Origin of the sequence: Mesorhizobium sp. M0862, from assembly GCF_040319795.1 — a bacterium.
Taxonomy (GTDB): domain Bacteria; phylum Pseudomonadota; class Alphaproteobacteria; order Rhizobiales; family Rhizobiaceae; genus Mesorhizobium.
Genome location: NZ_JAMYOJ010000006.1, coordinates 41,801 through 67,049 on the forward strand (window position 1 = coordinate 41,801; position 25,249 = coordinate 67,049).

A 25,249-nucleotide genomic window follows, 5' to 3' on the forward strand; every position below is an offset into this window, starting at 1 on the left:
GTTTTGCCGGCGGGCTTTGTATGGACGCCAGATCACTGTGGCTTTGAGTGAAAAACTCCCCGCTCGGGTAAACGGGATTTGTGGTCGGCGCCGCCTGCGCGGCGCCCTCGACAGGTGAGTTGAGTTTCCCTGCCGCGGTCGTATGTTGTTGACCGCAGTGGAGGATCACAAATGCCCATTCGACGCAAAGCCACGGAGGCCGGCGTTTTGCAGCCATCCGAACTCGAGCTGTTGGGCCGTGTATTCGAGCAGCTTAAGCGCGACGGTCAGTCGCCCGAAGCACGCGACGCCATCGCATCCCGGATTATCGCGAACTATATGGCCGGCGTGGTCGACGAAGCCGAGCTCGTCAGTCTTTCGAGGCAACCGCTGGGCCGGTAGTGCGCTTTTCATTCCGGGTTCAGAAGAGTTTCAGGTCGTCAAATCAGAGGGATAAGGCAATGCCGGCTGACCCACCGATAGAGCGACGGTCGCATATCCGTGATCTTGTTCTGAAGGAAGCGACAATCCGCGTTGGCGACGCCAGTATCAATTGTCTGGTTTGCAACCAGCACGCTCACGGTGCGGAGCTGCGGGTGAAGGCCGATATCGCAATCCCCGACCGTTTCGTCCTTCACGTGCCTGTCGATCATACCAGCTATCGCGCCGTGGTGCGGTGGAGACGGAACGAGCGACTTGGGGTGCAGCTTGATTCGGGACGGCAGGCGTAGATGGCGGTAGCCGGGACGGATCACCCAGCTGTTCAAGTGCAGGGTTGATGGGACAAGGCAGGGCTCGTTTGCGGCACGAACGCTTCCTTCCATGCTGCTTGCGATTTGCAATCAGTTGCGATAGCCTCTGACCGCTTGCATTGCAAGCGGTTGGTCCGTGGACCCACTAGGTGAAGGCGCTGCTTTTGGGCAAACTTATCTTGGGAATGAACGTTTCCATCGATGGCTATGTCGATGACCTTGCCGGAAATCTGGTCATGGGCGCACCAAGCCAGAAGCACTTCGAGTACTGGATCGAGACGATTCGCAACCATGCCGGCGCTGTGTATGGCCGCCGGATGTACGAGGTCATGCGCTATTGGGACGATGATCGCGCGGAATGGGACGCTCCGCTTCGCCAGTTCGCGACACTCTGGCGCAAGCTGCCCAAATGGGTCGTTTCGCGCACACTTTCACGGGTCGGCCCCAACGCCACCCTCATCTCCGGCGATATTGAAACGCAGATTCGCGAGATCGCGGCCCGCACGGAGGGTATCCTGAGCGTTTCCGGTCCGGAACTGGCCGGTCTTATGACCGGGCTGGGCCTGATCGAGGAATATCACCTGCACGTGAGGCCGTTCGTGCTCGGCAAGGGCAAGCCTTTCTTCCACGAGGCAAGGCCTCCGCTGCAACTGGTGTCGAGCACATTGATCGATGACGATACGGTTCATATGATCTATGTGCCGCGAGGCTGAACGATAAGGCGCGTCAGCGCCAACATGCGAACCAACACGTACGTTCGCAGTGGGCCTGGTCCCGGCCTTCGCACCGAGGTCTCACATGTCAGCTTGCGTGCTGGGTACCCAAGCAGCAGAGGGTCTGCTGTCGGCCGAAAATCTGCCGGTCAGCAATGCGCCCCATGCCGGTCAAAGAGGCCTTGCCGCCGTTACTCCATAAGCAGACATTGCAGACCTACAAGGACATCGCTTTTACGCCCGAAGCGCCGCTTCGGTTGGTCCTTCAGTGACCTGGCGGCCCAAGGGCGTCGTCCTCCACCGCCCGCCCTCGTCCGCAACTCACCGTTGCCAGCGGCTCTGCTCCTGGCCTTCCCGCGATGACCGAGCGGGTAGTGAAACATCATGGTCAAGCCTGAAAAGCAAGGTCCAACCTAGCCGCCTTTCCAGGCCTGCGTCATCATCGTCCAGCAGTTCAGGATCCTGCGTGCGCCAGCCGGGTCCGTCGGGTCGGCCGGCCGCACAGTTTTTTTCATCCCGCTGGAACATTGGCGAAGGAATGCAGTTGGGGTCGCTGCAGATGCCGCCGCGTGGTGCCTGTGGGCGATTGGTGGCAACACCTGATCGGCCGCCGCTCCTTTACGAGGCGGCTTAGCGTGTGAGCCAATCCTGCAGCAAAGGCCTTGGGATTGGAACGACCAACAGGAGGCAGTCATGAAGCACCAGACACTCGATCAACTCCAGTCAGTCGCGGACATCAGTCCACTATCGCCGGCTCTGCTGGCTACAAGGACGCAACGGATAGAGCGGTGGGCGGAACTGCTCTATCGAAATCCGACGCGCTCCCTTGTGGCTCTCACCGGGACTGAGCATCTGCATCCCTCTGTCCGCGGAGAAGCGCGCGCGGTCGGATCGGCGATCAGTGTCGCCTTTGACGATCCACTGCTGCGTGCATCGGGCATGCAATCGGATACCTACGGGGAAGCCAGACGCTTCTTCGAACTCTCCGATTGGCAGTTGCATGAGATCGTCTGCAGTTGCCACACCGGCGCCACCATGCAGGCTGGCTGGGCCGCCGGGCGTGTCCGCAGGGTCCTCAATGGGAGCAAGATATTGGCTTGGCTGAGAAAAGGATTCATGCCGCACTGAGACACAGCGCTCGCGCCTGAAGAAGCATGCAGGCTCCAGCAGAGATTGCGTCGGCTCCGCGAAGGCATGGCTGACCTCAATGGAGTAGGGCGGCCGAGTTGCTTGCGACTTCAGAAATGACGTTCACCATTGCTTAGTGGACCTCTGGTGCGTCACATGTGCGCTTCGTCAGCGGTATAGCCTGCCAATCCCTCCACAGCCGTTTTGACGCTGCGAAAAGCTCGAGGCGTGAGGGGGCAATTTAACCCAGGAATCCCAAAAACGGACCTTCCGCTTTCGGCCCCGAAATTGAAATTCGAGGCCCGCCCATCACCCCGGAAAAATCGTAAACCCGCCATCCACCCGCAGCACCTGCCCGTTGATAAACCGCGCCCGCGGGCCAGCCAGAAACGCCACCGCCTCGGCGATCTCCTCCGGCTCGGCATAGCGGTTCAGCGACTTCTTGCTGGAATCCATGCGCTCCGGATCGACCACGCGGGTCGCCTGGAAGCGTGCCGTCTTGGTGGCGCCGGGGCTGACCGCGTTGATGCGCACGCCGTCGTCGATCAGTTCCTTGGCGAGACAGCGCGTGTAATGCACGACCGCGGCCTTCAAGGTGGAGTAAACGACCTCGGGCGAGCAGCCGAGATGTGCCGCCGCGGAGGCGATGTTGATGACGGAGCCGCCGCCGCGCTGCTTCATCGGAGGCACGAAGGCCTGGCAGACCAGCATCGTGCCGATCAGATTGTTCTCGGTGAGCACGCGGATGTCGTCCAGTTCGATGTCGAGGGCGTTGTTCGGGTTCGGCTTGCCGCCCTTGGCGCCGATGTCGCCGCCAGCGCAATTGACCAGCACATGGACGTCGCCGAGATCGGCCTCGATCCTGCGCTTCATCTCGGCAACCGCTTTCTGGTCGCCGATGTTGCCGGTCACCGACGTGACCTTCGTGCCGTGCCGCTTCAGGCGCTCGACCACTTCGCCGAGATTGGCAAACTCGCCGTACTTCGCCGGCGCTTCCTCGTCCATGTCGTGGATCGCGACATTGGCGCCGAGTTCGGCCAGGCGCTCGGCCATCACGCGGCCGAGGCCACGGCCGGAGCCGGTTACGAAGGCGGTCAATCCATCGAGTTCACGTGCCGTCATCAGATCTTCTCCATCAGTTTGCGCATGTTGGCGGCGCTGCGCCGGATCATGTCGAGCTCATAGGAAACCAGTGAGACGTCGTCTTCGCGCTCCCAGGGGGTGCGGGTGTCGGCATCGTCGGGCAGCCGGTTGCGCTGGGCTGCCGCCAGGCAGGCGGCAAATTCGCGCGCCGTCTTCGGGGGATAGCCTCGCCACCAGTCGTCGCTGAGATAGCGGACATGCCGGGCCTCCAAGGCGCCCGGTTCGAGAACGGCGGTCATGCGATCGTGGTGCTGGCCAAGAATTGCAAACAGCTCGGCGAACGGCACAGCACCGTCACCGATGGCACAACGGATCAGCCGATAGCCTTCGGTCGTGAACTGCACGCGGTAATCCTTGAGGTGGACATGGCGGACATGGGGGGCGATCGCGCGCGTGAAATCGAGCGGCGCTTCGCCGACCGGGAACGTGTTGCCGGTGTCGAAGGTGACGCCCACACTGTCACCACCGAGGGCGCAGAAATCGACGAGTTCCCGGCTGGTAAAGTCCTGGTGGTTTTCGATCGCAAGGACATACCCTTCGGTATTCGCGCGGGGACCCCACTCCACCAATCGCCCCCGAATGATGCCGGCGTACTCGCTCCATTTTTCGCCGGCGGCGTTGCGGTCGCCGCAGAGAATGGGCGTCAGCGCCGTCCGGATGATTTTGGCCTTGAGCAGGCGAGCGGCCCGAAAGGCATCGTCGAGCGGTTCGCCCACCAGCAGGCCGCCGCTGACGACCGGCGTGATGCCAAGGCCGGCGAGCCGTTCGCGCAGCGCGATCACCGCGTCGTCGGAAAGCTCGCTCAGCCATGGCACCCAGATCTCCAGCACGCGCGCGCCGAGTTCGGTCGCGAGCGCGATGAAACCTTCGAGCCCCGCTGGCTGCGGATTGGCGCGTGGCGTGCCGCGGCCCTGGAGGCCGAGATGATAGGTCAGGCCGTAGGGGTTCAGGCCGACCTCGAGCATGAAGCGATCCTTTGAGTCAGGTGTGGTCATCTCAGGCCGGCATCCACGGTGATCGACTGCTTGGTGATCATGCGGCTGTCGTCGGCGGCGAGGAACAGCACCGTGCGCGCGATCTCCTCGCCGAGCAGAACCTTGCGGATCACCTGGCGCTGCACGACCTGGTCGACCGAACCTTGGGTCTTGTACCAAAGCTCCCGCTGCCGGTCGGTGATGACGGCGCCCGGCTCGATGGCGTTGACGCGGATGTTGTCGGGGCCAAACGCCCGCGCCAGCGCGAAGGTCAGCCCGATAACGGCAGCTTTGGCCGCCGCATAGGGGGCCATCTCTGATGCGCCGAAACGCCAGGCGATCGAGGAAAAATTGACGATCGAACCAAAGCCCACTTCCTGCATGTGCGGATGCACGGCCTGGGCGGCAAAGAAGTGGTGCCTGAGGTTCACATCCTGGGCGTGGTCCCAATATTCCTGCGTCACGTCGGCGACGGAGAGGCGATTGTCATCGGCGGCGTTGTTGACCAGCACTGCGACAGGCCCGAGGCGCTCGCGCACCGTGCCGATCGCGGCCTGCAGGACAGGGATGTCGGTCACGTCGCAGCGCAGGAACAGGGGCGCGTGCACTGCCGTGGCGAGTTCCCGCGCGAGCGCCTCGCCGGCCTCCTGCTGCAGATCAAGAAACGCCACTCGTGCGCCATTGGCGGCGAAGGCGCGGACCGTGTCGGCGCCGATGCCCGACGCACCGCCGGTGATCAGCACGACACGCTCGGACAGGCTCGGATAGGTGGCGAAGGACAAGGCGGAACTCTTTTCAGATCAAGCTTCGGTCAGATCGGGTCAGATCAGGCGTTGGGTCGTCGGGTCGAACAGGCACGCCCGCGCCATGTCGATGCCGAGCGTCACCGTCTCGCCCATAAGCGGCGTGCCGTCGGGGTCGAAACGGCCGGTGATCTCCTTGCCGCCCAGGCGCAGGACGGCCATGGTCTCCGCACCTGTCGGCTCGACCAGTTCGACCACGGCATCGATTTGCGCGATACCCGGCTTGCGGCGCGCAAGATCCGGATCGAAGCGGTAGATGTGCTCCGGCCGGATGCCGAGAATGATTTGTCGCGGCGTATCGGATGGGAGCGCCTGGACGATCGGCAGGCTGGCCGTCTTGCCATCGGCGGCCTGCAACACAACAGTGGCGTGACCGCCTTCCTGGCTCAGTTCCGCGGCCAAAAAATTCATCGCCGGCGAGCCCATGAAGCCGGCGACGAACATGTTGGCCGGACGGTTGTAGATCGTGGCGGGATCGTCGAATTGCTGGACCTCGCCCTGGTGCATCACGGCGATGCGCGACGCCAGCGTCATCGCCTCGACCTGGTCGTGGGTCACGTAAACCGTGGTCTTGCCGACGCGGTGATGCAGCTTCTTGATTTCGGTGCGCATGTCGACGCGCAGCTTGGCATCGAGATTGGAGAGCGGCTCGTCGAACAGGAACAGTTTGGGATCGCGAACCAGCGCCCGGCCCATGGCGACGCGCTGGCGCTGGCCGCCCGAGAGCTGTCCGGGCTTGCGGCCAAGCAGCGGTTCGATCTGAAGGAAAGCGGCAACCCGCTTGACGGCCTCGTCCTGCTGCGGCTTCGGGACGCGGCGGCTTTCCATGCCGAAGGTGATGTTCTCGCGCACCGTCATCGTCGGGTAGAGCGCGTAGGACTGGAACACCATGGCGATGTCGCGGTCCTTCGGCGGCACCGAATTGACCAGCCTTCCGTCGATGCGGATCTCGCCGGAGGTAACAGATTCGAGCCCGGCGATCATCGCCAGCAGAGTGGACTTGCCGCAGCCGGACGGTCCGACCAGCGCGATGAACTCGCCGTTCCGCGCTTCGAGATCGATGCCCTTCAGCACTTCGACCGCGCCGAAGTTCTTGCGCAGCGATCGGATGGTCAATGTCGACATGCGATGCCCTTCTTGGCGGACGGGACGATCGGCGACAGGAGACAGGCTCCGCTCACTGGATCGCGCCTCACTTGACGGCGCCTCACTTGATCGCCCCTTGGGTCAGGCCACGAACGAAATACTTGCCGCCGAAGAGATAGATCAGCAGCGGCGGCAGCGCGCCGATCAGCACGGCGGCGCTCATGACATCGTAGGCGCGCACATTGGTGCCGCTTGCCGTCAGCGCGACGAGCGCTGCCGTGATCGGCTGTTGCTGCCCGGAGGTGAAGACGACGCCGAACAGATATTCGTTCCAGATGCCGGTGAACTGCCAGATCACCGTGACGATCAGGATCGGCGAGGAGAGCGGCAGAATGATCTTGCGGAAGATGCGCCAGAAGCCGGCGCCGTCGATGCGCGCCGCCTTGATCAGGTCGTCGGGGATGCTGACGTAGTAGTTGCGGCAAAACAAAGTGGTGAACGAAATGCCCTGGATAACGTGGATGAGGACGAGCCCGTAGACCGAATTGCTGAGGCCGAGATTGCCGAGGATGAACGCCCACGGCATCAACGAAATCTGGCCCGGAATGAAGACGCCGAGCAGCATGCAGGTGAACAAAGCTTCCGAACCTCTGAAGCGCCATTTCGACAGGATGTAACCGTTCATCGCGCCGACCGCCGTCGAGATGATCGTGGCCGGGATCGTCATCTTCAGGGAGTTGTAGAAGTTGCGCTGCATGCCCTCGCAGGTGCCGCCGATGCAATAGGTGCTCCAGGCCTGGCCCCAGGCATCGAGGCGGAAGCTGCGCGGCAGCGAGATCAACCCGTTGCGCGCGATCTCCTGCTGGTCGCGGAATGAATTCAGCACCACCACCAGCAACGGGACCAGGTAGATCGCCGCGAAGACGACCAGCAGCCCATAGATGGCGAAGCGGGTGAGAAAATGCCGGCGCGACGCGACTGCGGCAGCGCGACGGTCGAGCGACTGGTCCAGGGAGACGTCAGCCATGGCCGGCTTCCTTGCGCCGGCGCCAGACCACCCAGAATGAATAGGGCACCAGCACCACGGCAACAGCGGCAAGCATCATGATGGCGGCGGCCGCACCTTCGCCGATCTGGCCGCGTTGAAACATCAGGTCATAGACGTAGATGGCGGGGAAGGTGGTCGAGATCCCCGGGCCGCCTTTGGTCAGGGCCGCCACGAGGTCGAAGGTCTTGATGGCGAACTGGATCTGGATGACGGCGACCGCCAGGAAGATCGGCGCAATGGTTGGCAGAAGCACCTTGCGATAGATGCGGAACGTCGATGCGCCGTCGATCTGCGCGGCCTTGACGAGGTCCTGATCCACCGAGCGCAGGCCGGCCAGGAACAGCGCCATGGCAAAGCCCGAGGCCTGCCAGACACCGGTGATGATCACCGCGTAGATCGCATAGTGCCGGTCGCTGGCGAGTGCGAAACTGAAGCTCGCCCAGCCGAAACCGCGCACCATGGCCTGGATGCCGTCGGTCGGATTGTAGAGCCAGCTCCAGACCGTGCCGGTGACGATGAAGGAGACGGCCAGCGGATAGAGGAAGATCGTGCGCCAGGCCGCTTCGCCGCGCACGCGCTGGTCGATCAGGATCGCCAGCAGCAGTCCCACCGCCATCGAGCCGACGATGTAGAAAGCGCTGAAGAAAAACAGGTTGTTGTAGGCGATGTTCCAGCGCCGGTTCGCCCACAGCGACGCGTAGTTGTCCAGGCCGACGAAGCCGTAGGTCGGCAGCAGCGAGGAGTTGGACAGCGAGATATAGAGCGTCCAGCCGGTGAACACGAAGACGTAGACGAAGCTCGCCACGAGTGAGGGGCCGAGCACGAGCAAGGGCATCGCGGAGCCCAGCCGCTCGCGCCAGGGGCGGGCGGGCGCCGGTACCGACAGGATCAGGTCTTGATTTGACATTCAGAGTACAGCATTGGCAGAGCACGGGACTGAAAGGGAGGACGGCCGGGCGGATAGGCATCGCGCCCGGCCATTCCCGTCTATTTCTGTGCTTCCGCCGCGTCGGCCATCGCATTGGCGCCATCCTCGGGCGACATGTCCGGTGTCGCCACGAACTCGGTAATGGAGTCCATGATCGCGCCGCGCATCTTCTGCGGGATGGTCATGTTGTGCGCCATCGAGCGGACCAGCGTGCCGTCCTTGATCGAAGCGTGCAGATCCTTCTGCGAGAGCTGCTGGCACGGATTGAAGCCCTTCGACAGATCGATATCCAGGCGTGCAGGGATCGAGCCCTTGGCCTGGTTGAAGACCGTCTGGAAGTCGGGAGACAGGATCAGGCTGGCCAGCAGCTTCTGGCCGTCGATGTAATCCTGGTCCTTCTGCTTGAAGAACACGACCGAGTCCGAGTTGAGGATGAAGCCGGGTTTGCCCCAATCGGTCGGCGCCTGGGCGCAGACATAGTCGGTGCCTTCCTTGAAGCCGGCGGCGGTCAAAAGGCCGATCGTCCAGTCGCCCATGATGTGGAACGCCGCGTCGCCCTTGCCGACCAGCGCCGACATCGAATCCCAGTCGCGGCCGACCATGCCCGGATCCATGTATTTGCTCGTCATCAGGCGCATCTGCGTGAAGGCCTTGACCATTCCCGGGCTGCGCATGGACTCGACATCGCCTTCCACAAAGGCCTTACGGTAGAGATCGATGTCCTGGCCGTAGAGCACGACCTCGAACACCGTCGAATCCGTCCAGTCGGCGGTCGAATGCGAGATGCAGATCTTGCCTGTGGCGACGATCTTGTCGCAGGCGGCATTGAACTCGGCCCAGGTCTTGGGCATTTCCGCCACGCCGGCCGCCTGCATGACCTTGGGCGAGGCCCAGAGCCAGTTGATGCGGTGGATGTTCATGGGCGCGGCGACCCATTTGCCGGTCGGCTTCATCACCGGAAGCAATTCCGGCGCCACCACTTTCTCCCACCCTTCCGAGGCCGCCAACTCGTCGAGATCGGCGGTCATGCCGGTCTCGTTCCATTCGGCGATCTCGGGGCCCTTGAGCTGCACGGCAGGCGGGGCATTGCCGGCGATCACGTCGGCGCGCAGCTTGGCCAGCGTATTGGCGGTGTGGCCGGCGATCGAGGTCTGTTCCCATTTGCCGCCCTTGGCGGTGAACATCTCGCCGAGCTTGGCGATCGCCTGGGCGTCCGATCCGGTCGCCCACTGGTGCAAAAGGTTGGTCTTGGGTTCGGCGAAGGCTGTTCCGGCGAAAAATGTGCACGCAGCAGCGGCCGCAAGCGCGGTCATGACGGACTTCATCGTTTCACTCCCATATCGTGTTGCACGGTTCGTCTCGACCGCTTATGGCCGCGGTTTGAAGCCGCCGCCGGCGAGATGCGTCAATCTCGAGTTCTTTCCAAGATGACATATTGGAGCTATCAGTCAACGATGTTTATGTTGAGCCATGACAAAACCTTCGCTTAGAACCTGGCTGATCGACAGACCCTCCGCGTCGCCGGAGAGCATGATCGTGCGCTGCCTGAGCGAGCGCGGCGCACTCTCCGCGTTGCAGATCGCACGCGCCACCGGTCTGGCGCGCTCGACGGTGTCAACCGCGCTTAACGGCTTGAAAAGGTCTGGAATGGTGATCGAAGCCCCGACCAGCCGCGACGGCATCAGAGGCATCGGCAGGCCAGCCGCGGCGGTGACGCTCAATCCGACAGCGGGCACCTGCGTCGGCATTCACCTGGCTCTTCAGCAGATACGGCTCATCGTCGCCGATGTCTCGCATTCCGTCATTGCCGAACAAAATATTCCAATGGCGCTGGACTACCAGCCGCAACAGGCGGCCCAGGCGGTCAAATCGGCAATTGCCCAATCTTACAGGGAAAACGGTCTGCCGGTGGCGGGGCTCCTGGGGGTTGGTGTCTCCGTCTCCGGCCCTGTCAGCCGCGATGGAGTGGTGCTGCGCGCAAGCATGGTTCCAACATGGGCCGGCGTCAACATACGAGATGTGTTCGGACCCGTCCTGGAACAGCCGATCTTCGCCGACAACGAGAGCAACTGCGCGGCCATTGCCGAGCTGATGTGGGGCGCGGCCGTAGGCCAGGACGATTTCGTCCTGTTCAAGATCGACCTGGGTGTCGGCGGCGCCATAGTCCAGCATGGCCGGCTGGTGACGGGCGTCGCCGGCGGCGCCGGCGAATTCGGGCACATCAGCATCGATCCCGGCGGCGACCTTTGCCGCTGCGGCAATCGCGGATGCCTGGAGCTCTACGCGAGTTTTGCCCGGCCGCTGGAACAGATTTCGCGTGTCGTTGGGCGGCAAGTCACCATGGACGATGTCATCGCCATGGCCGAGCAGGGCGACGTCAGGGCGTTGCGGATGATCGAGGATACCGCCGAGATCGCCGGCCGGGGTCTCGGCCTGATCGGCTCGGTGCTCAATCCGCCGCTTATCATCATCGGCGGCCACATGGCTTTGGCAGGGGACATTCTGTTGACGCCGCTGATCGCGTCCTATGAACGCCACACGCTGATCAAGTCCCGGGATGTCGCTCCCGCGCTGCGCACGCGCATCATCGTTGGCAGGCACACCGAGAACGATGCCTTGCTGGGCGCGGTCGGCCTCGTTTTGAGACACCAGACGAAGGAACTGTCGCTGGGGTGATCATCAGGACCTGCCTGTGCTTGTTCAAGTCAATTGCACGTGTCGGCAGCCTTGAGCGCTTCGGCGCGGGACGATTTGGGCAAATCCGCGATCCGCCGGACAGAAGCGTAAAACCTTGGATAGTCGCCCGAACACAGGTCGAACAAGCGAAGAAAGGCCGGAACCTGTTCACCGTAGACAGAAGTTGCGGCGAGCTTGGCGTTGTTGATCGGGGCAGCGAACCAGGCGTCGTATCCCCGGTATCCCGCCCAGTGCCTGTCGCGCATCTGCCGGTAGCGCGCCCGCATCCTCTCGATCGCGGCTTTCTTTGCAGTCGCCATCTGCTCCGGGGTACGGGGACTACCATAGACCTGCCTTAGCTCGTCGCGCGTCTTCGCCACCAGTCCAAGAAAATCGGCGCTGCGCTTGCGATCGGCTTCGTAGCGGCGCAATCCGGCCCGGTCGCCGGCGGCGCGGAGCCATTTCCTGACGCCGCTGGTTTCGACGGCAACGGCGAACGCCTCGTTGAATGCGGAATCGCCATCCACATAGAGGCGCTGATGCGCCAGCTCATGAAAAACAAGGCTGGCGAGATAGGTGTCGTCCTGACGCAGCATGGTGCTCAGTAGCGGGTCACTCGACCAGCCAAGCGTGGAATAGGCGGTGACGCCCGAGACATAGACGTCGAGGCCCTGTCTTTGAAGCTCGACAGCGCTTTCAGCCGCGGATTTCCGGGAGAAATAACCCCGGTATGGAACGCAGCCGAAAACCGGAAAGCACCATGTTCGTGGCGCCAGCGAGAATTGCGGCGCGGCGAAAACGGCCCAGGTCACGGCGTCGCGATGGATGTCGACATAGCTGCGGTAGCTGCTGTTCTCGGGCAATGCCAGTTCATCCGTCGCAAACCGTCTTATCGCGCTGGCCGACGTCAATTTCGCGCGCAATGCCTCGGGCGTCGAAGGGTCAAGGATGAGTTTCCCGACATTCCTGCGCGCGGCCATGATCTGCGCGTGACCCTGCAACGACTGCGCGTAGTAGGAAATGCTCGTGCAGCCGGTCGCCCCGGACGCGATGATCGCCGCGGCAAGCATCCGAAGAACGCGCTTCACTGTTTGCCCACCCTTGCCCATCTCCCCATGCAGCAAACGTCCTGGTCCACCTCAAACAGGAGGCACCGGTTTCCGTCAAGAGCTGCAGGGGCAGGGGGCGACACCGACCTGGGCAGGGCAATGCGGGCATTCGCCTAGGATCGACGAAAGTCCACCGCAGGGCGGAGCGGGCGAGATACGGACCGTCCGTTGGGACGCCGTTCCCACAAGCTGCCGCGCGCTACTGGTCCGAAAACTTCACGCTCACGCCGCGCTGGCGAAAATAAGCCTGCATCAACTTACGGCCCGAGCGGTTGTTCTGGGCCAATTTGGCCGGATCGAACACCGCCTGTTTTGCGCCCTCTCGTGTCAGCGCAGCCTTGAGCGTCGCGATATGGGCGTCGATGTCGGCATTGTCCGCCCGCAGCGAGGCATAGATACTTTCGGTCGCTTCAGCCACAGTCGGTTCGCTCACAGATGTCGTCCTTTGGTTGGTTGGGCGGCGGCTTTACCACAGATTTGCGGCTCCGACGATATCGACTGAACCGTCAGAGCACAGCGCCCAGGGCGCAAAACCGCAAAACGTATGTATTCGGCCCTGCTAAACATTGCCCGGCAGGCGAATGGGTCTAACTATCGCTAGGAAACGGGGGGAATCACGTGGCTGCCAATCGTCGAAACGACATCTCATCGTCCGAGCGAGGGCTAGGACGGATTCTTGCGGCAGGCAATGCCCATCCGCGCACAGCTCTGCCTACCGTGGCAACCATCGTCACGACAGTAGCTGCGCTGTATTTCGGTCGTGAGGTGTTCCTTCCCATTGCCATCGCGCTGCTTTTGACCTTTGCGCTGGTGCCGATGGTCTCCGCACTGAAGCGTGTCGGCTTGCCTCGGCTGCCCGCAGTGCTTCTGAGCGTGATTGGCGCGTTCGCGGCCCTGGGCCTGTTCAGCTTCATTGTTGCGACCCAGGTAAGCGAGCTTGCTCAGAACATTTCCGTCTACCAGACAAACATTCTGACCAAGGTGCGTTCCCTCAAGGAGACGGGCGTTGGTGGCGGCATAATTGCCAGGCTGAGCGGGGTGATCGAGCGCGTCGGTCAGGAGATCGACAAGCAGGATGTGGCGCCGCCTGCGGCCGACAAGCCCCGGCGCGAGCCTGTTCCCGTCGAGATCGTCGCCCGCGAGAGACCTCTGGAGGTATTGCAGAACATCATCGGACCGTTGATCAGCCCGCTGGCATCAGCTGGCCTGATCATCATCGTCGTCATCTTCATGCTGCTTGAGCGCGAGGATCTGCGCGACCGGTTTATCCGCCTCGTCGGCTATGGCGACCTCCATCGCACAACGCAGGCATTGCAGGATGCCGGCAAACGGGTTGGCCGCTATCTGATCATGCAATTGGTGGTCAACATCGTCTACGCGATACCAATCGCGATTGGCCTTTGGGTGCTCGGCATTCCCAACGCGCTGCTGTGGGGGTTGCTGGCACTGGCGCTGCGCTTCGTTCCCTATATCGGCCCTGTTATCGGCATGCTGCTGCCCTTGTTTCTGGCCTTGGCGGTTGCGCCCGGCTGGTCGCTGGTGCTGTGGACCGCCGCACTGTTTGTCGTCATGGAATTGGTAACCGGCAACGTCATCGAACCGTGGCTCTATGGCTCGCGCACGGGACTTTCTCCTTTGGCAATCATCGTTGCGGCAATTTTCTGGACATGGTTGTGGGGGCCGCTCGGCCTGGTCCTTTCGACGCCGCTGACAGTTTGCCTCGTCGTCCTCGGGCGACATGTTCCGCAGTTCGAATTTCTCGACGTCCTGTTTGGCAACGAGCCCGTCCTTGAAGCTCACGCCCGGCTCTATCAACGGCTCCTGGCCGGCGATCCCGACGAGGCAACTGACCATGCCGAGGAGATCCTCGAGGAGAAGTACCTGATCGATTTCTACGACACTGTCGCCATTCCTGCTCTCCTGTTGGGCGAGCAGGACCGCATGCGTGGCGTGATGGGCGATCAACAGCGAAGGCAGGTGGCGGCGAGCGCCCAAATTCTTGTGGCAAATCTTGCTGACGATGCACAGGAAGAGGCAAGCGAGGAAGATGCGCCGACAACCACCGCGGAAGGGAGCGCGAGCAGGGAAACAGATGGCGTCGAAGAGGAAGAGATCGAGCTGCCCGACGGCAAGGACATGTCGGTGCTTTGTGCCGGCGGTCGCGGCGAACTCGACGATGCCGCTGCCGCCATGCTCGCTCAGGTGCTGGAGGTGCAAGGTGCTACGGTGGCGAAGGCCAGTTTTGTCGATATGGAGCCGGCAGGTATTCGTCGTCTCGAACTAGAGGCGATCGACACCGTCGTGGTCGGCTTCCTGAACCGGGATTCGCTCAAGCATGCCCGCTTTCTGGTCCGCAGACTGAAGCGCGCCAAGGCAGGTTTGAGAATTGGGATCGTGTTCTGGTCAGACGCGGAGCAGGGCGATGTCGGGCAAGAAAGGCAAGCTTTGGCCGCCGACATCAGCGCCGATTTCGTAGCGCACGGCATGGTCAACGCTGTGCTTGGCGCACTTTCTCCAGCGCCGGCCGTTCCCCTCAAAGTCGTTTCGAAACGCCGCGATCGACGCCGTCCGGCCCCTCGAAAACGGATCCCGGCCCAAGCAACGGCCGCAACAGCCTAGCCGCACCGCCATGTCTCAGATTGCCGCGCCGGCGCTGGAATGCCTGGTGCGACGGCAAGATCGTCCCCACTCGCAAGCCATGGAACAATCTCGCGGCCTTGCGGTTCCTAACATCGAAGGAGAACCCCCATGCTTAGATTCCTTATCCGCCTCGGCGCGATCTACGCGGCGTTCCAGATCGGCCGAGAGTTCGGCCGCAAGGAGACCGAAATCATGCTCCTGCCGCCGCCCGTTGACTACGAGCGGCACCCCACGTCAAGAAACGAAACCGATTTCGGAGAGGCATAGGACCGCTCAATCTGTCTGGTCGATTTGGCCCATGCTGGCGCCGTCCCTGCGCGGGGCGCTTTATCGTACGAACGGACCCGGCCACTTGGCTGTTGCCAGGATCGTTTCTGGCAACGCAATAATTGAGCCGCTATCTCTGTCGCTCAAACGCGGCACAAAGAGGTTGACCGTGCGTCGAGGAATGAGTCTCTCTCAGATCCTGGCGGTGAGCCGATGGAGAAGGCATGATCAGCACGGGCAAGGTACGACCCTAAGAAAGTGGAAGGGAAGAAGCACTGGTGCTGTCAATTGCCAGGGAGACCGGCATCACCGAGGATCACGGGCGCGACCTTGTTCGCCTGATCGGCACCGGCCGCAATTCGCTGCTCCGTGAGGCGCGGCAGCTGCTCCGGCAGCGCCTGGCTAGTTTAGACCGAAGGTGCTCAGAGCACGGCTATCCCGTCGCCTTCTGCTGCCCGGCGGTCATCGCTTTGAGAGCCCGGACCACTTCTGCAGGTCCGGCGGGTTTCATCACTCTTACGCCAGACGAGAACGCTTCGGGGGTTTCCTCGACCCCCAGGCCGGAATAGACGACGAAAGGAACAGCTCGCCCTGCCAAGGTTTTTGCCGCTTCAACAGTCTCGCCGTCCGACAGCTTGACGTCCAGGACAGCTGCGGCGGGGGTATGGTCCGCAAGAAAACGTTTCGCCTGGTAACATGTCGCCGCCAACGCCACGGCAAAGCCCGCCTCCGAAAGAGTGGACTCCATATCCAGTGCTATCAAGGCTTCGTCGTCGACGACAAGGACCAAGGGTTTGCCCATGAGCAGATGATCGCACGTTTGTAGATGGAAGACGAGTCGAGGCTACGCCCCTTTTAGGATCGAGTTCCCGTACGCCGCGGGTCGAGATCGCGAGTGATGGGAACCAACTGATCCAAGCCGCATTATATTTGGTTGGACTGAAAAAGGTGTTTGGATGCATGAAGCAACACAGGCGAATGTTGTCGCCTTCGAAAACCCGGGAGTGTCCAGCAATGACGGTCTGGATTTCGATTACAAGGATTTCTTCGAAAACGGCGCCGTTGCCCTGCATCTGGTGAACGCAGACGGCGTGATCGTGCATGCCAACCAGGCTGAGCTCGACCTTCTCGGCTATCCTGCGGAGGACTACCTCGGTTGCCACATCGCCGAGTTCTATCCCGACCGGGACGTCATAGAGGACATTTTGGGTCGCCTTGCCAATGGCGAGAAGATCGTAAGATATCCGGCGCGATTGAGGGCCAGCGATGGATCGATCAAGCACGTCGAAGTCACCTCAAGCGGACATTTCCGGGACGGCAAGCTGATCAACACCCGGTGCTTCACGGTCGATGTAACCGACTTGGTGCACACCCGCTCGGAGCTCAGGCAGCATGACAGTACCTATCACCAGATACTCGACGGCCTTCCCGTCGCCATCTACACGACCGATCAGGATGGGACGATCACCTACTACAACCGCGCCGCGGCCGATCTGGCAGGCAGGGAGCCTGAAATCGGCAAGGACAAATGGTGCGTGACGTTCAAGCTGTTCACTGCCGACGGCAAGGAATTGCCGCACGATGAATGCCCGATGGCCATCGCGCTCAAGGAGAACAGGCCGGTCCGCAATCAGCAAGCTGTTGCGCAGCGTCCCGACGGATCGTTTTTTCCGTTCCTGCCCTACCCGACACCGCTGCGGGACGAGCACGGCGCTCTGATTGGCGCCGTCAACATGCTGCTGGACCTGACGGACCGCCAGCGTGCCGAAGAAACCAGGCAGCACCTGTCAGCGATCGTGGAATCCTCATTTGACGCTATCGTCAGCAAGGATCTCAACACCATCATAAAAAGCTGGAACCACGGCGCCGAACGGCTTTTCGGCTATACCGCCGACGAAGCGATTGGCCGGTCGGTGACCATGCTGATCCCCGAAGACCATCAGGACGAGGAACCCCGCATCCTCCAACGCATTCGCCGCGGCGAGCGCGTCGAACCATTCGAAACGACCCGCCTGCGCAAGGATGGCAGCCTGGTTCCGGTTTCGCTGACGATATCGCCCGTGCGTAACGCAACTGGGCAGATCACCGGCGCATCGAAGATAGCGCGAGACATCACGTCGGCGAAGGAGAATGAATACCGCATCCGCATGCTGATGCGCGAGGTCAACCACCGGGTGAAAAACCAGTATTCGGTCATCCTGTCGATGATCCGGGAGACCAACAAGCGATCGGAGACGCCAAAACACTTTGAAACCCAGGTGCGCGAGCGCATCATGGCGTTGTCGCGATCTCACGACCTGCTTGTATCGGCGGATTGGAAGGGTGCCACGATCAGTGACCTTTTGGCGGCCCAGGTCGAGCCTTTCCCGCGGGGGGATGTGATCGAAATGTCGGGCCCATCATTGGTGCTCAGTCCCAACGCTGTTCAGTATCTCGGGATTGCCTTCCACGAATTGGCGACCAACTCGGCCAAGTACGGCGTGCTCTCAGGGGACAAGGGCCGGATCTCGGTCACATGGGGCATCACCGGTTCCGGTGCTTCGAGGCTCTTTCACCTCACCTGGGTCGAAACCGATGGGCCGCAGGTTCAGACTGTCGGACAAGGTGGCTTTGGAACCGTGGTGCTGAAGCGGGTCGCGCCCGCAGCGGTTAGTGGGAAGGGAATTCTCGAACACGGTCCGCTTGGCATAACATGGAGCCTGGAAGCGCCTTTGGCTTCCGTGGCAGCTTCTGCCGTCCATGAAGCTTAGAAGCACGAAGCAGCCCGGCGACGAGCATTCGTCAATTGGGGGCCCTTGATGCGGCCTTTGTCGGGCGAAAACCCCGTTGCCGCTAAAGATCGCCGGAGCCATTGCTAAAGTCGACAGAGCAAATCACCGGCAGAGGGCGCATTTCGTTCCACGGAACGGGACAGGACCGGCGTAGCCAGAGGCGAGGTAACTATGGACGTCGACGAGTTCCGTGCGACCCTTCAGGGTGTAGAGCCCCCGGCGAATCTTGGGATGGCGCTCCACGCTCTATGGTGGGATAGACAGGGCGATTGGGAGCGGGCGCATGAGTGTGTGCAGGCCAACGAATCTGATCCGGCCTCTGTATGGGTTCATGCCTATCTGCACCGCAAAGAAGGCGACCTTTCTGATGCAGCCTACTGGTACTGCCGCGCCGGGCAGCCTGTGGCAACTGGCAAGCTAGACGCAGAGTGGGAGTCGATTACAGAATCACTTCTTGCAGGATAGTGAGGGTCGCCCAAGCGGCAGCCTAGCGCCTCATCGCCCCCGTAGAGGCGAAACTCACCTCCGCCCGATGGGATCGGCTGGGCCCAGGAGGTCCGAACGTTTCCGCATAAATTCATGCAGCGAGATTGTTCTCGCGATTCCGTAAGGTCTCTGTTTAATAAGCTATATCTAATATTGACTATTTTCTGTCGCTCAAAAGTCGCAGACTTCATTTTACTGGTCACCGTTAGCTTCTTGGTAGCTCTCACGACTATAAACTTCTTGCGGGCGAATAGCTTTCATGCTGCCTTCGCGCACTCAGGAATCAGGGAGCTTAGGCATGGCGGAGCGGATTGCGCGTGATGGGTTTTGGGTTTTGCATCTCGCGCGCTTGCCGCAAGTCGTGTCGCTTCGCTCCGGCACTTCCGCCTTGACGATCCTAACTGTTGCCCTTGCGCTGAGCGCCGCGCCAGCTCGGGCCGATGGCGGCAATGGCAGCAGCGCAGGCGCTGGACAAGGTGGCGTTGACGGCGCGCTCGCGAGTGCCACGGGTCAGAATGCCGCCAATGGCGCGACCGCTGGTGGCGGTGGTGGCGGCATTGACCTCACGACGGGTGACGGGGCGCCAGGAGGATCGGGAGCGGTAAGTGGGACAGCCAACAACCCAAATGGCGTTGCCGGTGCCACTGGTGCTACGGGTCTGGTCATCTCGACAGACGGGCCCATTGCAACCAGCATCAGCGGCGGGGCCGGCGCTTTGGGCTCCCCTGGCACGAATGGCGTCGTCAGGAGCGGCGGCGGTGGCGGTGGCGGTGTGGGCGTCAGTGCCACGGCCGACGTTACAGTCACTGGCACAGGATCGGTGAGTGGTGGCACTGGCGGCCGAGGTGGGACCAATGGCAACAGCGGCAGCGGTGGTGGCGGCGTCGGCATATTCTCGTCCGCAAACGTGTTTGTAGAGGCGGGCGGCAGCGTTACCGGCGGCACGAGTCTTTCCACAATTGGGGTCCAAGCAGGTGGTGGCGGCGGCGCAGCTGCCATCGTCCTGATGGGCGGCGGGACAATCCAGAACAGCGGGAATCTGCTCGGGGGTGCCGGTGGAAGAACAGTTCTCGGCGGCGGTGGGGACGGTGGCGCCGCTGTTCTGCTGCTTTCAGGTGGAACCGTCATCAACAAGCTAGGTGCGACGATCGTTGGCGGCAGTGGCGGTCAGGGCTCCTTGGCAGGCGGCGATGGCGCCGCAGGGATCAAGGGCGCCAACATCGCGGTCATCAATGCGGGTACGATCAGCGGCGGTGCCGTCGGCACCGGTGGCGGAACGCCGGCAGCCGGCAAAGCCATCCAGTTCACCGGCGGCGTCAATTCGCTGGAGATTCAGGCCGGCTCCACCATCACAGGCAATGTGGTCGCTTTCAGCGCCGCGGATACATTCAAGCTGGGTGGCGATATCAGCGCCAGTTTCGGTGTGTCGCAGATCGGCGCTGGCGCCAAATATGACGGGTTTGGGTTCTACGAGAAAACCGGAAACAGCACCTGGACCCTAACGGGGACGACAACTGCCGTCACGCCTTGGACCTTGTCCGGCGGGATCCTGCAGATTTCGAACAATGACAATCTGGGCGCCCTCTCGGGCGGCTTGACCTTCGACGGCGGCACGTTGCGCACGACCACCAGCTTCGCCACCAATCGCAATGTCCTGATCAATTCGACCGGCGGGTTCGACACGGTGGCAGGCACGCAGTTGGACGTGTCAGGCCAGGTGACCGGCACCGGCACACTGGTCAAGAGCGGCGCCGGCACCCTCAACGTCACCAATTTGTCCAACAGCTATACGGGTGGCAACATCGTCAATGCAGGAACGCTTGCCGGCAACACCGTGGCGATCCGTGGCGACATCCTGGACAACGGCGCAGTCTCGTTTCTCGACCTCGGCCCCCACACCTTCGGCGGAAATATCTCCGGCTCGGGCAGCGTCGACATCGAAGGCTTCGGCACGCTGACGCTGACCGGTGCCAACACCCACAGCGGCGGCACGAAGGTCGGGACCGGCAAAAGCATCTCGGTCGCGTCGGACCAGAATCTGGGTGCCGCGACGGGCCTGCTGACACTCGACGGCGGCGAACTCGGCACGACAGCAAGCTTCGCCATGAGCCGCGATGTCAAGCTCACTTCCGCCTATGGCTACTTCCGCGCGGCGGCGGGTACGACGCTGACCGCCAATGGCGAGCTGAGCGGCGTGGGCGGCGTCTACAAGGAGGGCGCCGGCACCCTGGTGCTCAAGGGCGACAGTACCTATTCCGGCCGCACCACCGTCGACAGCGGCAAGCTTATCGTCGAGGGCTCGCTCGGCAGCACCGAAACGACGGTCAACAGCGGCGGCACGCTGGGCGGCTCCGGCTCGATCGGCGGCGCGGTGATCGTCGCCGATGGCGGTGTGCTGGCGCCGGGGTCCAGCCCTGGCACGCTTACGGTCGGATCGCTCAGCCTGAGCTCCGGTTCTATGCTCGACTACGAGCTCGGCCAGGCGGGCATTGTCGGCGGCGGTGTCAACGACCTGATCGAGGTGACCGGCGCGCTGACGCTGGACGGCAGCCTCAACATCACCGATGTCGGCGGCTTCGGGCCTGGCGTCTACCGGCTCATCAATTATGGCGGCGCCCTCACCGACAATGGTCTCGAGCTCGGCAATCTGCCGGCCGGTGTCACGGCCGCCGACCTGACGGTGCAGACCTCCGTCGCCAACCAGGTCAATCTCGTCAGCAGCGTCGGCACCGACTTGCTCTTCTGGGATGGTGACGCGGCCGGCAATGCCAACAATGATCTGGTCGATGGCGGCAACGGCACGTGGACGGCGACAAGCCTGAACTGGACGACGAGCACCGGCCTGGTAACTGGCGCGATGAAGCCGCAGCCCGGCTTCGCCATCTTCCAGACGCTCGGCGGCACCGTCATCGCCGACGGCAGCGCCGGCGCGCTTGCGATTACGGGCATGCAATTCGCCGCCGATGGCTACCGCATCGAAGGCGACGCCATCACGCTTGATGGCGCTGGCGGCGAGAGCATCATTCGGGTCGGCGACGGCACGGTGGCCGGAGCAGGTTACACCGCCACCATCGCCTCCGTGCTAACCGGGACCAGCTGCCTGACCAAGACCGATGCGGGCACGCTGGTGCTGTCCGGCGCCAACACCTACACGGGCGGCACCTCCGTCCTGGGCGGCGTGCTATCTGTTTCAGCCGACAACAATCTTGGCGTTGCCGCTGGCGGCCTGACGCTCTCCGGCGGGACGCTGCGCAACACAGCGGCGTTCAGCTCGGCGCGCGACGTCACGCTTTCGTCGGCCGGCGGCACCTTCGACACTGTGGCCGACCTGACCTTGTCCGGTGCGATCTCTGGCGCTGGCAGCCTTGCCAAGACCGGCGCCGGCACGCTGACGCTTACGGGAACGAACAGCTATGGCGGCAACACGTTGGTCAGCGCTGGCACGCTGGTCGGCGATGCAACCTCGATTCGTGGCGACATCGGCAATTCCGGCACTGTCGTGTTCGACCAGGCGGCGGACGCCAGCTTCGCCGGCGATATCTCCGGCACCGGCGCAATGATGAAGGATGGCGCCGGCGTGCTGACGCTGTCAGGCACGTCGCTGCTGGACTGGACCGTCAATCAAGGCGGCCTCGTCTCGGCAGCCGAGCGCTTCGGTGGCGATGTCGCGATCGGCGCCGGCGCCTCCTTCACATTCGACCAAGTCGCCTCCGCCAGCTATGCCGGCGTGCTCTCGGGCGCCGGTACGTTCATCAAGGACGGCCAAGGCACGCTGCTGCTTGCGTTGGACAACTCAGGCTTTACCGGCGCCACTACGGTCAGCGGCGGCACCCTTGCCGCGGGCGCTGCGAACGCGTTCAGTTCCTCCTCGCAGTTTTCCGTCGCCTCGGGCGCCACGCTCGATCTTGCCGGCACGTCCCAGACGATTGCGGGGCTGAGCAACGCCGGAACGGTGCGCATCGCGGGTGGCGACCCAGGCGACACACTTACCGTCAGCGGCGACTATATCGGCAATGGCGGCGCCGTCATCCTCAACACGGCGCTCGGTGGTGACGGTTCGCCGACCAATATGCTGGTGATCGCCGGCAACACGTCAGGGACTGGTACCCTTCAGGTCGTCAATTTCGGCGGGTCGGGCGCCCAAACGGTCGGAGGCATCAAGATCGTCGACGTCGGCGGCGTCTCGAACGGCAGCTTCTCGCTCGACGGCAATTATACCTTCGAAGGCGATGCAGCGGTCGTCGCGGGCGCCTACGCATACAGGCTCTACAAGAACGGCGTCAGCACACCGGCCGATGGCGACTGGTATCTGCGCTCGGCCCTGGTCAACGGCGATCCCGATCCGCAGCCGCTCTATTCGCCCGGCGTGCCTCTGTACGAGGCCTATGAAGGGGTGCTGCAGGCCTTCAATGAACTGGGCACCATGCAGCAACGCATTGGCAATCGGTCGTGGGGCGAGGGTGCTACGCCGCAAGGTGCGGACCTGCCAGGCCAGGGCTCGGTCGACGGCAAGGCGATATGGGCGCGCATCGAAGCTGCCCATGCCGAGATCAAGCCGGAGACGTCGACCTCCGGCACGAACTATGACGTGACCACCTGGAAGCTGCAGGCCGGCGTCGATGGCCTGCTGCACGAAAGCGACGCCGGTACCCTGATCGGAGGGATTACGGCCCACTACGGAACCGCGTCGTCGGACGTGTCCTCGATCTTCGGGGCAGGGTCGATCGCTGCCACCGGCTACGGCGTCGGCAGCACGCTCACCTGGTTCGGCAGCGGTGGCTTCTACGTCGACGCGCAGGCCGAGGCGACATGGTACGACAGTGACATCCGGTCGGCCACGCTGGGCACCACGCTTGCGGACGGCAACAACGGTTTCGCCTACGGGCTGAGCGTGGAGACCGGACAGAAGATCGCCCTCAACGGCAACTGGTCGCTGACGCCCCAAGCCCAGCTTGCCTATTCCTCGGTCGACTTCGACGCGTTCACCGACCCGTTTGGCGCCGTCGTGTCGCCCGGCAGCAGCAACAGCCTCGTTGGCCGCCTCGGCCTCTCCGCGGACTATGAAGACCAGTGGGTGGACGAAGCGGGGCAAGTCAGCCGTACGCACATTTACGGGCTCGGCAACCTTTACTACGACTTCCTCGACGGAAATGATGTCGATGTGTCTGGCACGAAACTGGTCAGCGAAAATCAGGCGCTGTGGGGCGGTGTCGGCCTCGGTGGCTCGCTGAGCTGGGCGGACGGCCGCTACGCAGTCTTCGGAGAAGGGACAGCGCGGACAAGCCTCAAGGATTTTGGCGATAGCCACGCCCTGGGCGCCAAGCTCGGGTTCGCTGTGAAATGGTAGCGGCGATCAAGATGGACATGTCGACTTTGGCTTGAGGGTCGTGTCCGGCACGGTTATGGATCCGGACTTGCGGGCCACCCGGCTCGTCGGCCCTCGGACGTTTCCTTACCGGCTGCCGGCATCAAGTACCAGGCTCGCATCCGAAGCACCCTGGGGCTCGATCACAGGGATGCCAGCGCGCTGGACATGCGCTCCAGCCCTTGGCGCAGCAGAGGACGCGGGCAGCCGACATTCAGGCGGATGAAGCCTTCGCCGCCACGCCCATAGACGCGGCCGTCGTAGAGATTAACCCCGGCCCAATCGACAAAGAACTTCTGAATCCCACCCACTCGGCGATCGAGCGCGCACGCGTCCAACCACACCAGAAACGATGCGTCGGGCCGCATGGGCGTGATGCCTGGAAGGTGTTCACCGGCGAACTCGCAAACCAGATCGATGTTGCCGGCGATGTAGCGCGTGAGTTGGTCGAGCCACGGCGCGCCGCTGCTGTAAGCAACCTCCAAAGCCAGGCGGCCGAAAAAGTTCGCATTCACCATGAATGACGCCTGCATTGCGGCAAGAAGCGCCTCGCGGCGCTTTTTGCTGGCTACCGAAATGATTGCCGAAGGAACCCCGGCAAGATTGAAAGTCTTCGTTGGAGCGGTGCAGATGAACGATTTCTCCGCAGCATCTTCCGAGATGGAGGAGAAGACGATGTGGGGACGATCCGACAACCTTATGTCGCAGTGAATGTCGTCGGATATGACCAGGATGCCATGGCGCTCGCAGATGTCGTTGAGCGCCGCCAATTCTTCGCGTGTCCAGGCCATTCCGGCAGGGTTGTGAGGATTGCACAGCAGGAATGCCTTGGCACCGCCGGCCGCCAGTTTCTCGAAATCCTCGAGATCGAGTTCATATCTGTTGTTCTGCAGCCTCAGCCGGTTCGTAAGCAGAACCCGCCCGTTTCCCTGAACAACTTCGAAATAGGGCGAGTACACGGGCGACTGCACAATGACGCCGTCACCGGGCTTGGTGAAGGTTCGCAGTATCGCAGCCACGGACGGCATGATCGCCGGCGCGGGAAGCAAGGTCTCCAGTTTCGGCGACCAGTTGTGCCGGTGCGCGAACCACGATTGCACGATCTCATAGTGGCGCGGATCGCGGCGTGTGTAGCCGTAAATGCCATGCTCCGCGGCCTCGCGCAGTCGCGCGATGACGGTTTCCGGAGCGCGGAAGTCCATATCCGCCGTCCACAGCGACAGCAGGTCCTGGCCCTCGACCTGGGGAGAGAACTCGTCCCACTGGTTGGCCCATTTGACGGATCCGAACTGCTGACGGTCGTGGATCTGGTCGAAATCTATTCCCGCGATATGTCGTTGCCCAAGCGTCGATGCGGGCGTGTCTGCACAAGCCATTTGAT

21 protein-coding genes are annotated in these 25,249 nt (G+C 62.5%); 10 read left to right on the forward strand and 11 right to left on the reverse strand.

Annotated elements, in window-relative coordinates; translation table 11 throughout:
* Positions 1-171 precede the first annotated feature (171 nt).
* The 4 genes from NKI15_RS11035 (at position 172) to NKI15_RS11050 (ending at position 2,572) form a co-directional block, all read left to right on the forward strand.
* Positions 172-381 (forward strand): hypothetical protein, encoded by a 210-nt coding sequence (locus NKI15_RS11035; RefSeq protein ID WP_023671091.1) that lies wholly within the window; start codon positions 172-174, stop codon positions 379-381.
* Positions 382-440: 59 nt separating this feature from the next.
* Complete coding sequence (locus NKI15_RS11040) at positions 441-710, forward strand: PilZ domain-containing protein (protein WP_023726509.1); 270 nt, start codon at positions 441-443, stop codon at positions 708-710.
* Positions 711-895: 185 nt separating this feature from the next.
* Positions 896-1,444, forward strand: coding sequence for a dihydrofolate reductase family protein (locus tag NKI15_RS11045; RefSeq protein ID WP_352443963.1), 549 nt, complete (start codon positions 896-898; stop codon positions 1,442-1,444).
* Between the two features lie 693 nt (positions 1,445-2,137).
* The gene (locus NKI15_RS11050; RefSeq protein WP_023671095.1) at positions 2,138-2,572 is read left to right on the forward strand and encodes a hypothetical protein; all 435 of its coding nucleotides are present in this window, start codon (positions 2,138-2,140) and stop codon (positions 2,570-2,572) included.
* Positions 2,573-2,881: 309 nt separating this feature from the next.
* On the opposite strand, the gene NKI15_RS11055 is transcribed toward NKI15_RS11050, so the two are convergent.
* The 7 genes from NKI15_RS11055 to NKI15_RS11085 form a co-directional block, all read right to left on the reverse strand.
* A complete protein-coding gene (locus tag NKI15_RS11055; RefSeq protein ID WP_023737593.1) occupies positions 2,882-3,694 on the reverse strand; it encodes an SDR family NAD(P)-dependent oxidoreductase in 813 nt (270 codons plus the stop codon).
* Positions 3,694-4,710, reverse strand: coding sequence for a sugar phosphate isomerase/epimerase family protein (locus tag NKI15_RS11060; protein WP_352514023.1), 1,017 nt, complete (start codon positions 4,708-4,710; stop codon positions 3,694-3,696). The genes NKI15_RS11055 and NKI15_RS11060 overlap by 1 nt, the downstream gene beginning before the upstream one ends.
* On the reverse strand, positions 4,707-5,471 hold the full coding sequence (locus NKI15_RS11065; protein WP_352443532.1) for an SDR family NAD(P)-dependent oxidoreductase: 765 nt from the start codon (positions 5,469-5,471) through the stop codon (positions 4,707-4,709). Before NKI15_RS11065 ends, NKI15_RS11060 begins: the two co-directional genes overlap by 4 nt.
* A gap of 39 nt (positions 5,472-5,510) precedes the next feature.
* Positions 5,511-6,617, reverse strand: a complete 1,107-nt coding sequence (locus NKI15_RS11070) for an ABC transporter ATP-binding protein (RefSeq protein WP_023691879.1) — start codon at positions 6,615-6,617, stop codon at positions 5,511-5,513.
* 82 nt (positions 6,618-6,699) lie between these two features.
* Positions 6,700-7,605 carry a carbohydrate ABC transporter permease gene (locus NKI15_RS11075; protein ID WP_023671100.1) on the reverse strand — a complete coding sequence of 302 codons (906 nt, stop codon included), beginning with the start codon at positions 7,603-7,605 and terminating at the stop codon, positions 6,700-6,702.
* Positions 7,598-8,533 carry a carbohydrate ABC transporter permease gene (locus tag NKI15_RS11080; protein WP_352514022.1) on the reverse strand — a complete coding sequence of 312 codons (936 nt, stop codon included), beginning with the start codon at positions 8,531-8,533 and terminating at the stop codon, positions 7,598-7,600. Before NKI15_RS11080 ends, NKI15_RS11075 begins: the two co-directional genes overlap by 8 nt.
* Before the next feature lie 80 nt (positions 8,534-8,613).
* On the reverse strand, positions 8,614-9,879 hold the full coding sequence (locus NKI15_RS11085; protein ID WP_352886101.1) for an ABC transporter substrate-binding protein: 1,266 nt from the start codon (positions 9,877-9,879) through the stop codon (positions 8,614-8,616).
* 145 nt (positions 9,880-10,024) lie between these two features.
* Here NKI15_RS11085 and NKI15_RS11090 point away from each other — a divergent pair, with 145 nt between their 5' ends.
* Positions 10,025-11,230: an ROK family transcriptional regulator gene (locus NKI15_RS11090; protein WP_352514021.1), complete on the forward strand. Its 1,206-nt coding sequence runs from the start codon at positions 10,025-10,027 to the stop codon at positions 11,228-11,230.
* A 29-nt stretch (positions 11,231-11,259) separates the two neighbouring features.
* On the opposite strand, the gene NKI15_RS11095 is transcribed toward NKI15_RS11090, so the two are convergent.
* Together NKI15_RS11095 and NKI15_RS11100 are read right to left on the reverse strand one after the other, a co-directional pair.
* Positions 11,260-12,339 (reverse strand): aminopeptidase, encoded by a 1,080-nt coding sequence (locus NKI15_RS11095; RefSeq protein ID WP_352514020.1) that lies wholly within the window; start codon positions 12,337-12,339, stop codon positions 11,260-11,262.
* Positions 12,340-12,538: 199 nt separating this feature from the next.
* Complete coding sequence (locus NKI15_RS11100; RefSeq protein WP_023686482.1) at positions 12,539-12,772, reverse strand: hypothetical protein; 234 nt, start codon at positions 12,770-12,772, stop codon at positions 12,539-12,541.
* 185 nt (positions 12,773-12,957) lie between these two features.
* Between NKI15_RS11100 and NKI15_RS11105 the strand changes: the two genes are divergently transcribed.
* Both NKI15_RS11105 and NKI15_RS11110 read left to right on the forward strand, forming a co-directional pair.
* Positions 12,958-14,958, forward strand: coding sequence for an AI-2E family transporter (locus NKI15_RS11105; RefSeq protein ID WP_023728466.1), 2,001 nt, complete (start codon positions 12,958-12,960; stop codon positions 14,956-14,958).
* 129 nt (positions 14,959-15,087) lie between these two features.
* Positions 15,088-15,246, forward strand: coding sequence for a hypothetical protein (locus tag NKI15_RS11110; protein WP_023744144.1), 159 nt, complete (start codon positions 15,088-15,090; stop codon positions 15,244-15,246).
* A 433-nt stretch (positions 15,247-15,679) separates the two neighbouring features.
* On the opposite strand, the gene NKI15_RS11115 is transcribed toward NKI15_RS11110, so the two are convergent.
* Positions 15,680-16,048, reverse strand: a complete 369-nt coding sequence (locus NKI15_RS11115) for a response regulator (RefSeq protein ID WP_352514019.1) — start codon at positions 16,046-16,048, stop codon at positions 15,680-15,682.
* 154 nt (positions 16,049-16,202) lie between these two features.
* Here NKI15_RS11115 and NKI15_RS11120 point away from each other — a divergent pair, with 154 nt between their 5' ends.
* From NKI15_RS11120 to NKI15_RS11130, 3 genes are all read left to right on the forward strand, one after another.
* Positions 16,203-17,996 (forward strand): PAS domain S-box protein, encoded by a 1,794-nt coding sequence (locus NKI15_RS11120; protein ID WP_352514018.1) that lies wholly within the window; start codon positions 16,203-16,205, stop codon positions 17,994-17,996.
* 956 nt (positions 17,997-18,952) lie between these two features.
* A complete protein-coding gene (locus NKI15_RS11125; RefSeq protein WP_156940817.1) occupies positions 18,953-19,108 on the forward strand; it encodes a hypothetical protein in 156 nt (51 codons plus the stop codon).
* A gap of 110 nt (positions 19,109-19,218) precedes the next feature.
* Positions 19,219-23,850 carry an autotransporter outer membrane beta-barrel domain-containing protein gene (locus NKI15_RS11130; protein ID WP_352886104.1) on the forward strand — a complete coding sequence of 1,544 codons (4,632 nt, stop codon included), beginning with the start codon at positions 19,219-19,221 and terminating at the stop codon, positions 23,848-23,850.
* A gap of 161 nt (positions 23,851-24,011) precedes the next feature.
* On the opposite strand, the gene NKI15_RS11135 is transcribed toward NKI15_RS11130, so the two are convergent.
* Positions 24,012-25,244 carry a MalY/PatB family protein gene (locus NKI15_RS11135; RefSeq protein ID WP_050593557.1) on the reverse strand — a complete coding sequence of 411 codons (1,233 nt, stop codon included), beginning with the start codon at positions 25,242-25,244 and terminating at the stop codon, positions 24,012-24,014.
* Positions 25,245-25,249 lie beyond the last annotated feature (5 nt).

Excerpts from the sequence above, each read along its gene's own strand:
- NKI15_RS11035 (WP_023671091.1), top strand. The coding sequence starts at position 172 with ATGCCCATTCGACGCAAAGCCACGGAGGCCGGCGTTTTGCAGCCATCC.
- NKI15_RS11040 (WP_023726509.1), top strand. The coding sequence starts at position 441 with ATGCCGGCTGACCCACCGATAGAGCGACGGTCGCATATCCGTGATCTT.
- NKI15_RS11050 (WP_023671095.1), top strand. The coding sequence starts at position 2,138 with ATGAAGCACCAGACACTCGATCAACTCCAGTCAGTCGCGGACATCAGT.
- NKI15_RS11055 (WP_023737593.1), bottom strand. The coding sequence starts at position 3,694 with ATGACGGCACGTGAACTCGATGGATTGACCGCCTTCGTAACCGGCTCC.
- NKI15_RS11060 (WP_352514023.1), bottom strand. The coding sequence starts at position 4,710 with ATGACCACACCTGACTCAAAGGATCGCTTCATGCTCGAGGTCGGCCTG.
- NKI15_RS11070 (WP_023691879.1), bottom strand. The coding sequence starts at position 6,617 with ATGTCGACATTGACCATCCGATCGCTGCGCAAGAACTTCGGCGCGGTC.
- NKI15_RS11075 (WP_023671100.1), bottom strand. The coding sequence starts at position 7,605 with ATGGCTGACGTCTCCCTGGACCAGTCGCTCGACCGTCGCGCTGCCGCA.
- NKI15_RS11080 (WP_352514022.1), bottom strand. The coding sequence starts at position 8,533 with ATGTCAAATCAAGACCTGATCCTGTCGGTACCGGCGCCCGCCCGCCCC.
- NKI15_RS11085 (WP_352886101.1), bottom strand. The coding sequence starts at position 9,879 with ATGAAGTCCGTCATGACCGCGCTTGCGGCCGCTGCTGCGTGCACATTT.
- NKI15_RS11090 (WP_352514021.1), top strand. The coding sequence starts at position 10,025 with ATGACAAAACCTTCGCTTAGAACCTGGCTGATCGACAGACCCTCCGCG.
- NKI15_RS11095 (WP_352514020.1), bottom strand. The coding sequence starts at position 12,339 with ATGGGCAAGGGTGGGCAAACAGTGAAGCGCGTTCTTCGGATGCTTGCC.
- NKI15_RS11110 (WP_023744144.1), top strand. The coding sequence starts at position 15,088 with ATGCTTAGATTCCTTATCCGCCTCGGCGCGATCTACGCGGCGTTCCAG.
- NKI15_RS11115 (WP_352514019.1), bottom strand. The coding sequence starts at position 16,048 with ATGGGCAAACCCTTGGTCCTTGTCGTCGACGACGAAGCCTTGATAGCA.
- NKI15_RS11120 (WP_352514018.1), top strand. The coding sequence starts at position 16,203 with ATGCATGAAGCAACACAGGCGAATGTTGTCGCCTTCGAAAACCCGGGA.
- NKI15_RS11125 (WP_156940817.1), top strand. The coding sequence starts at position 18,953 with ATGGCAGCAGCGCAGGCGCTGGACAAGGTGGCGTTGACGGCGCGCTCG.
- NKI15_RS11135 (WP_050593557.1), bottom strand. The coding sequence starts at position 25,244 with ATGGCTTGTGCAGACACGCCCGCATCGACGCTTGGGCAACGACATATC.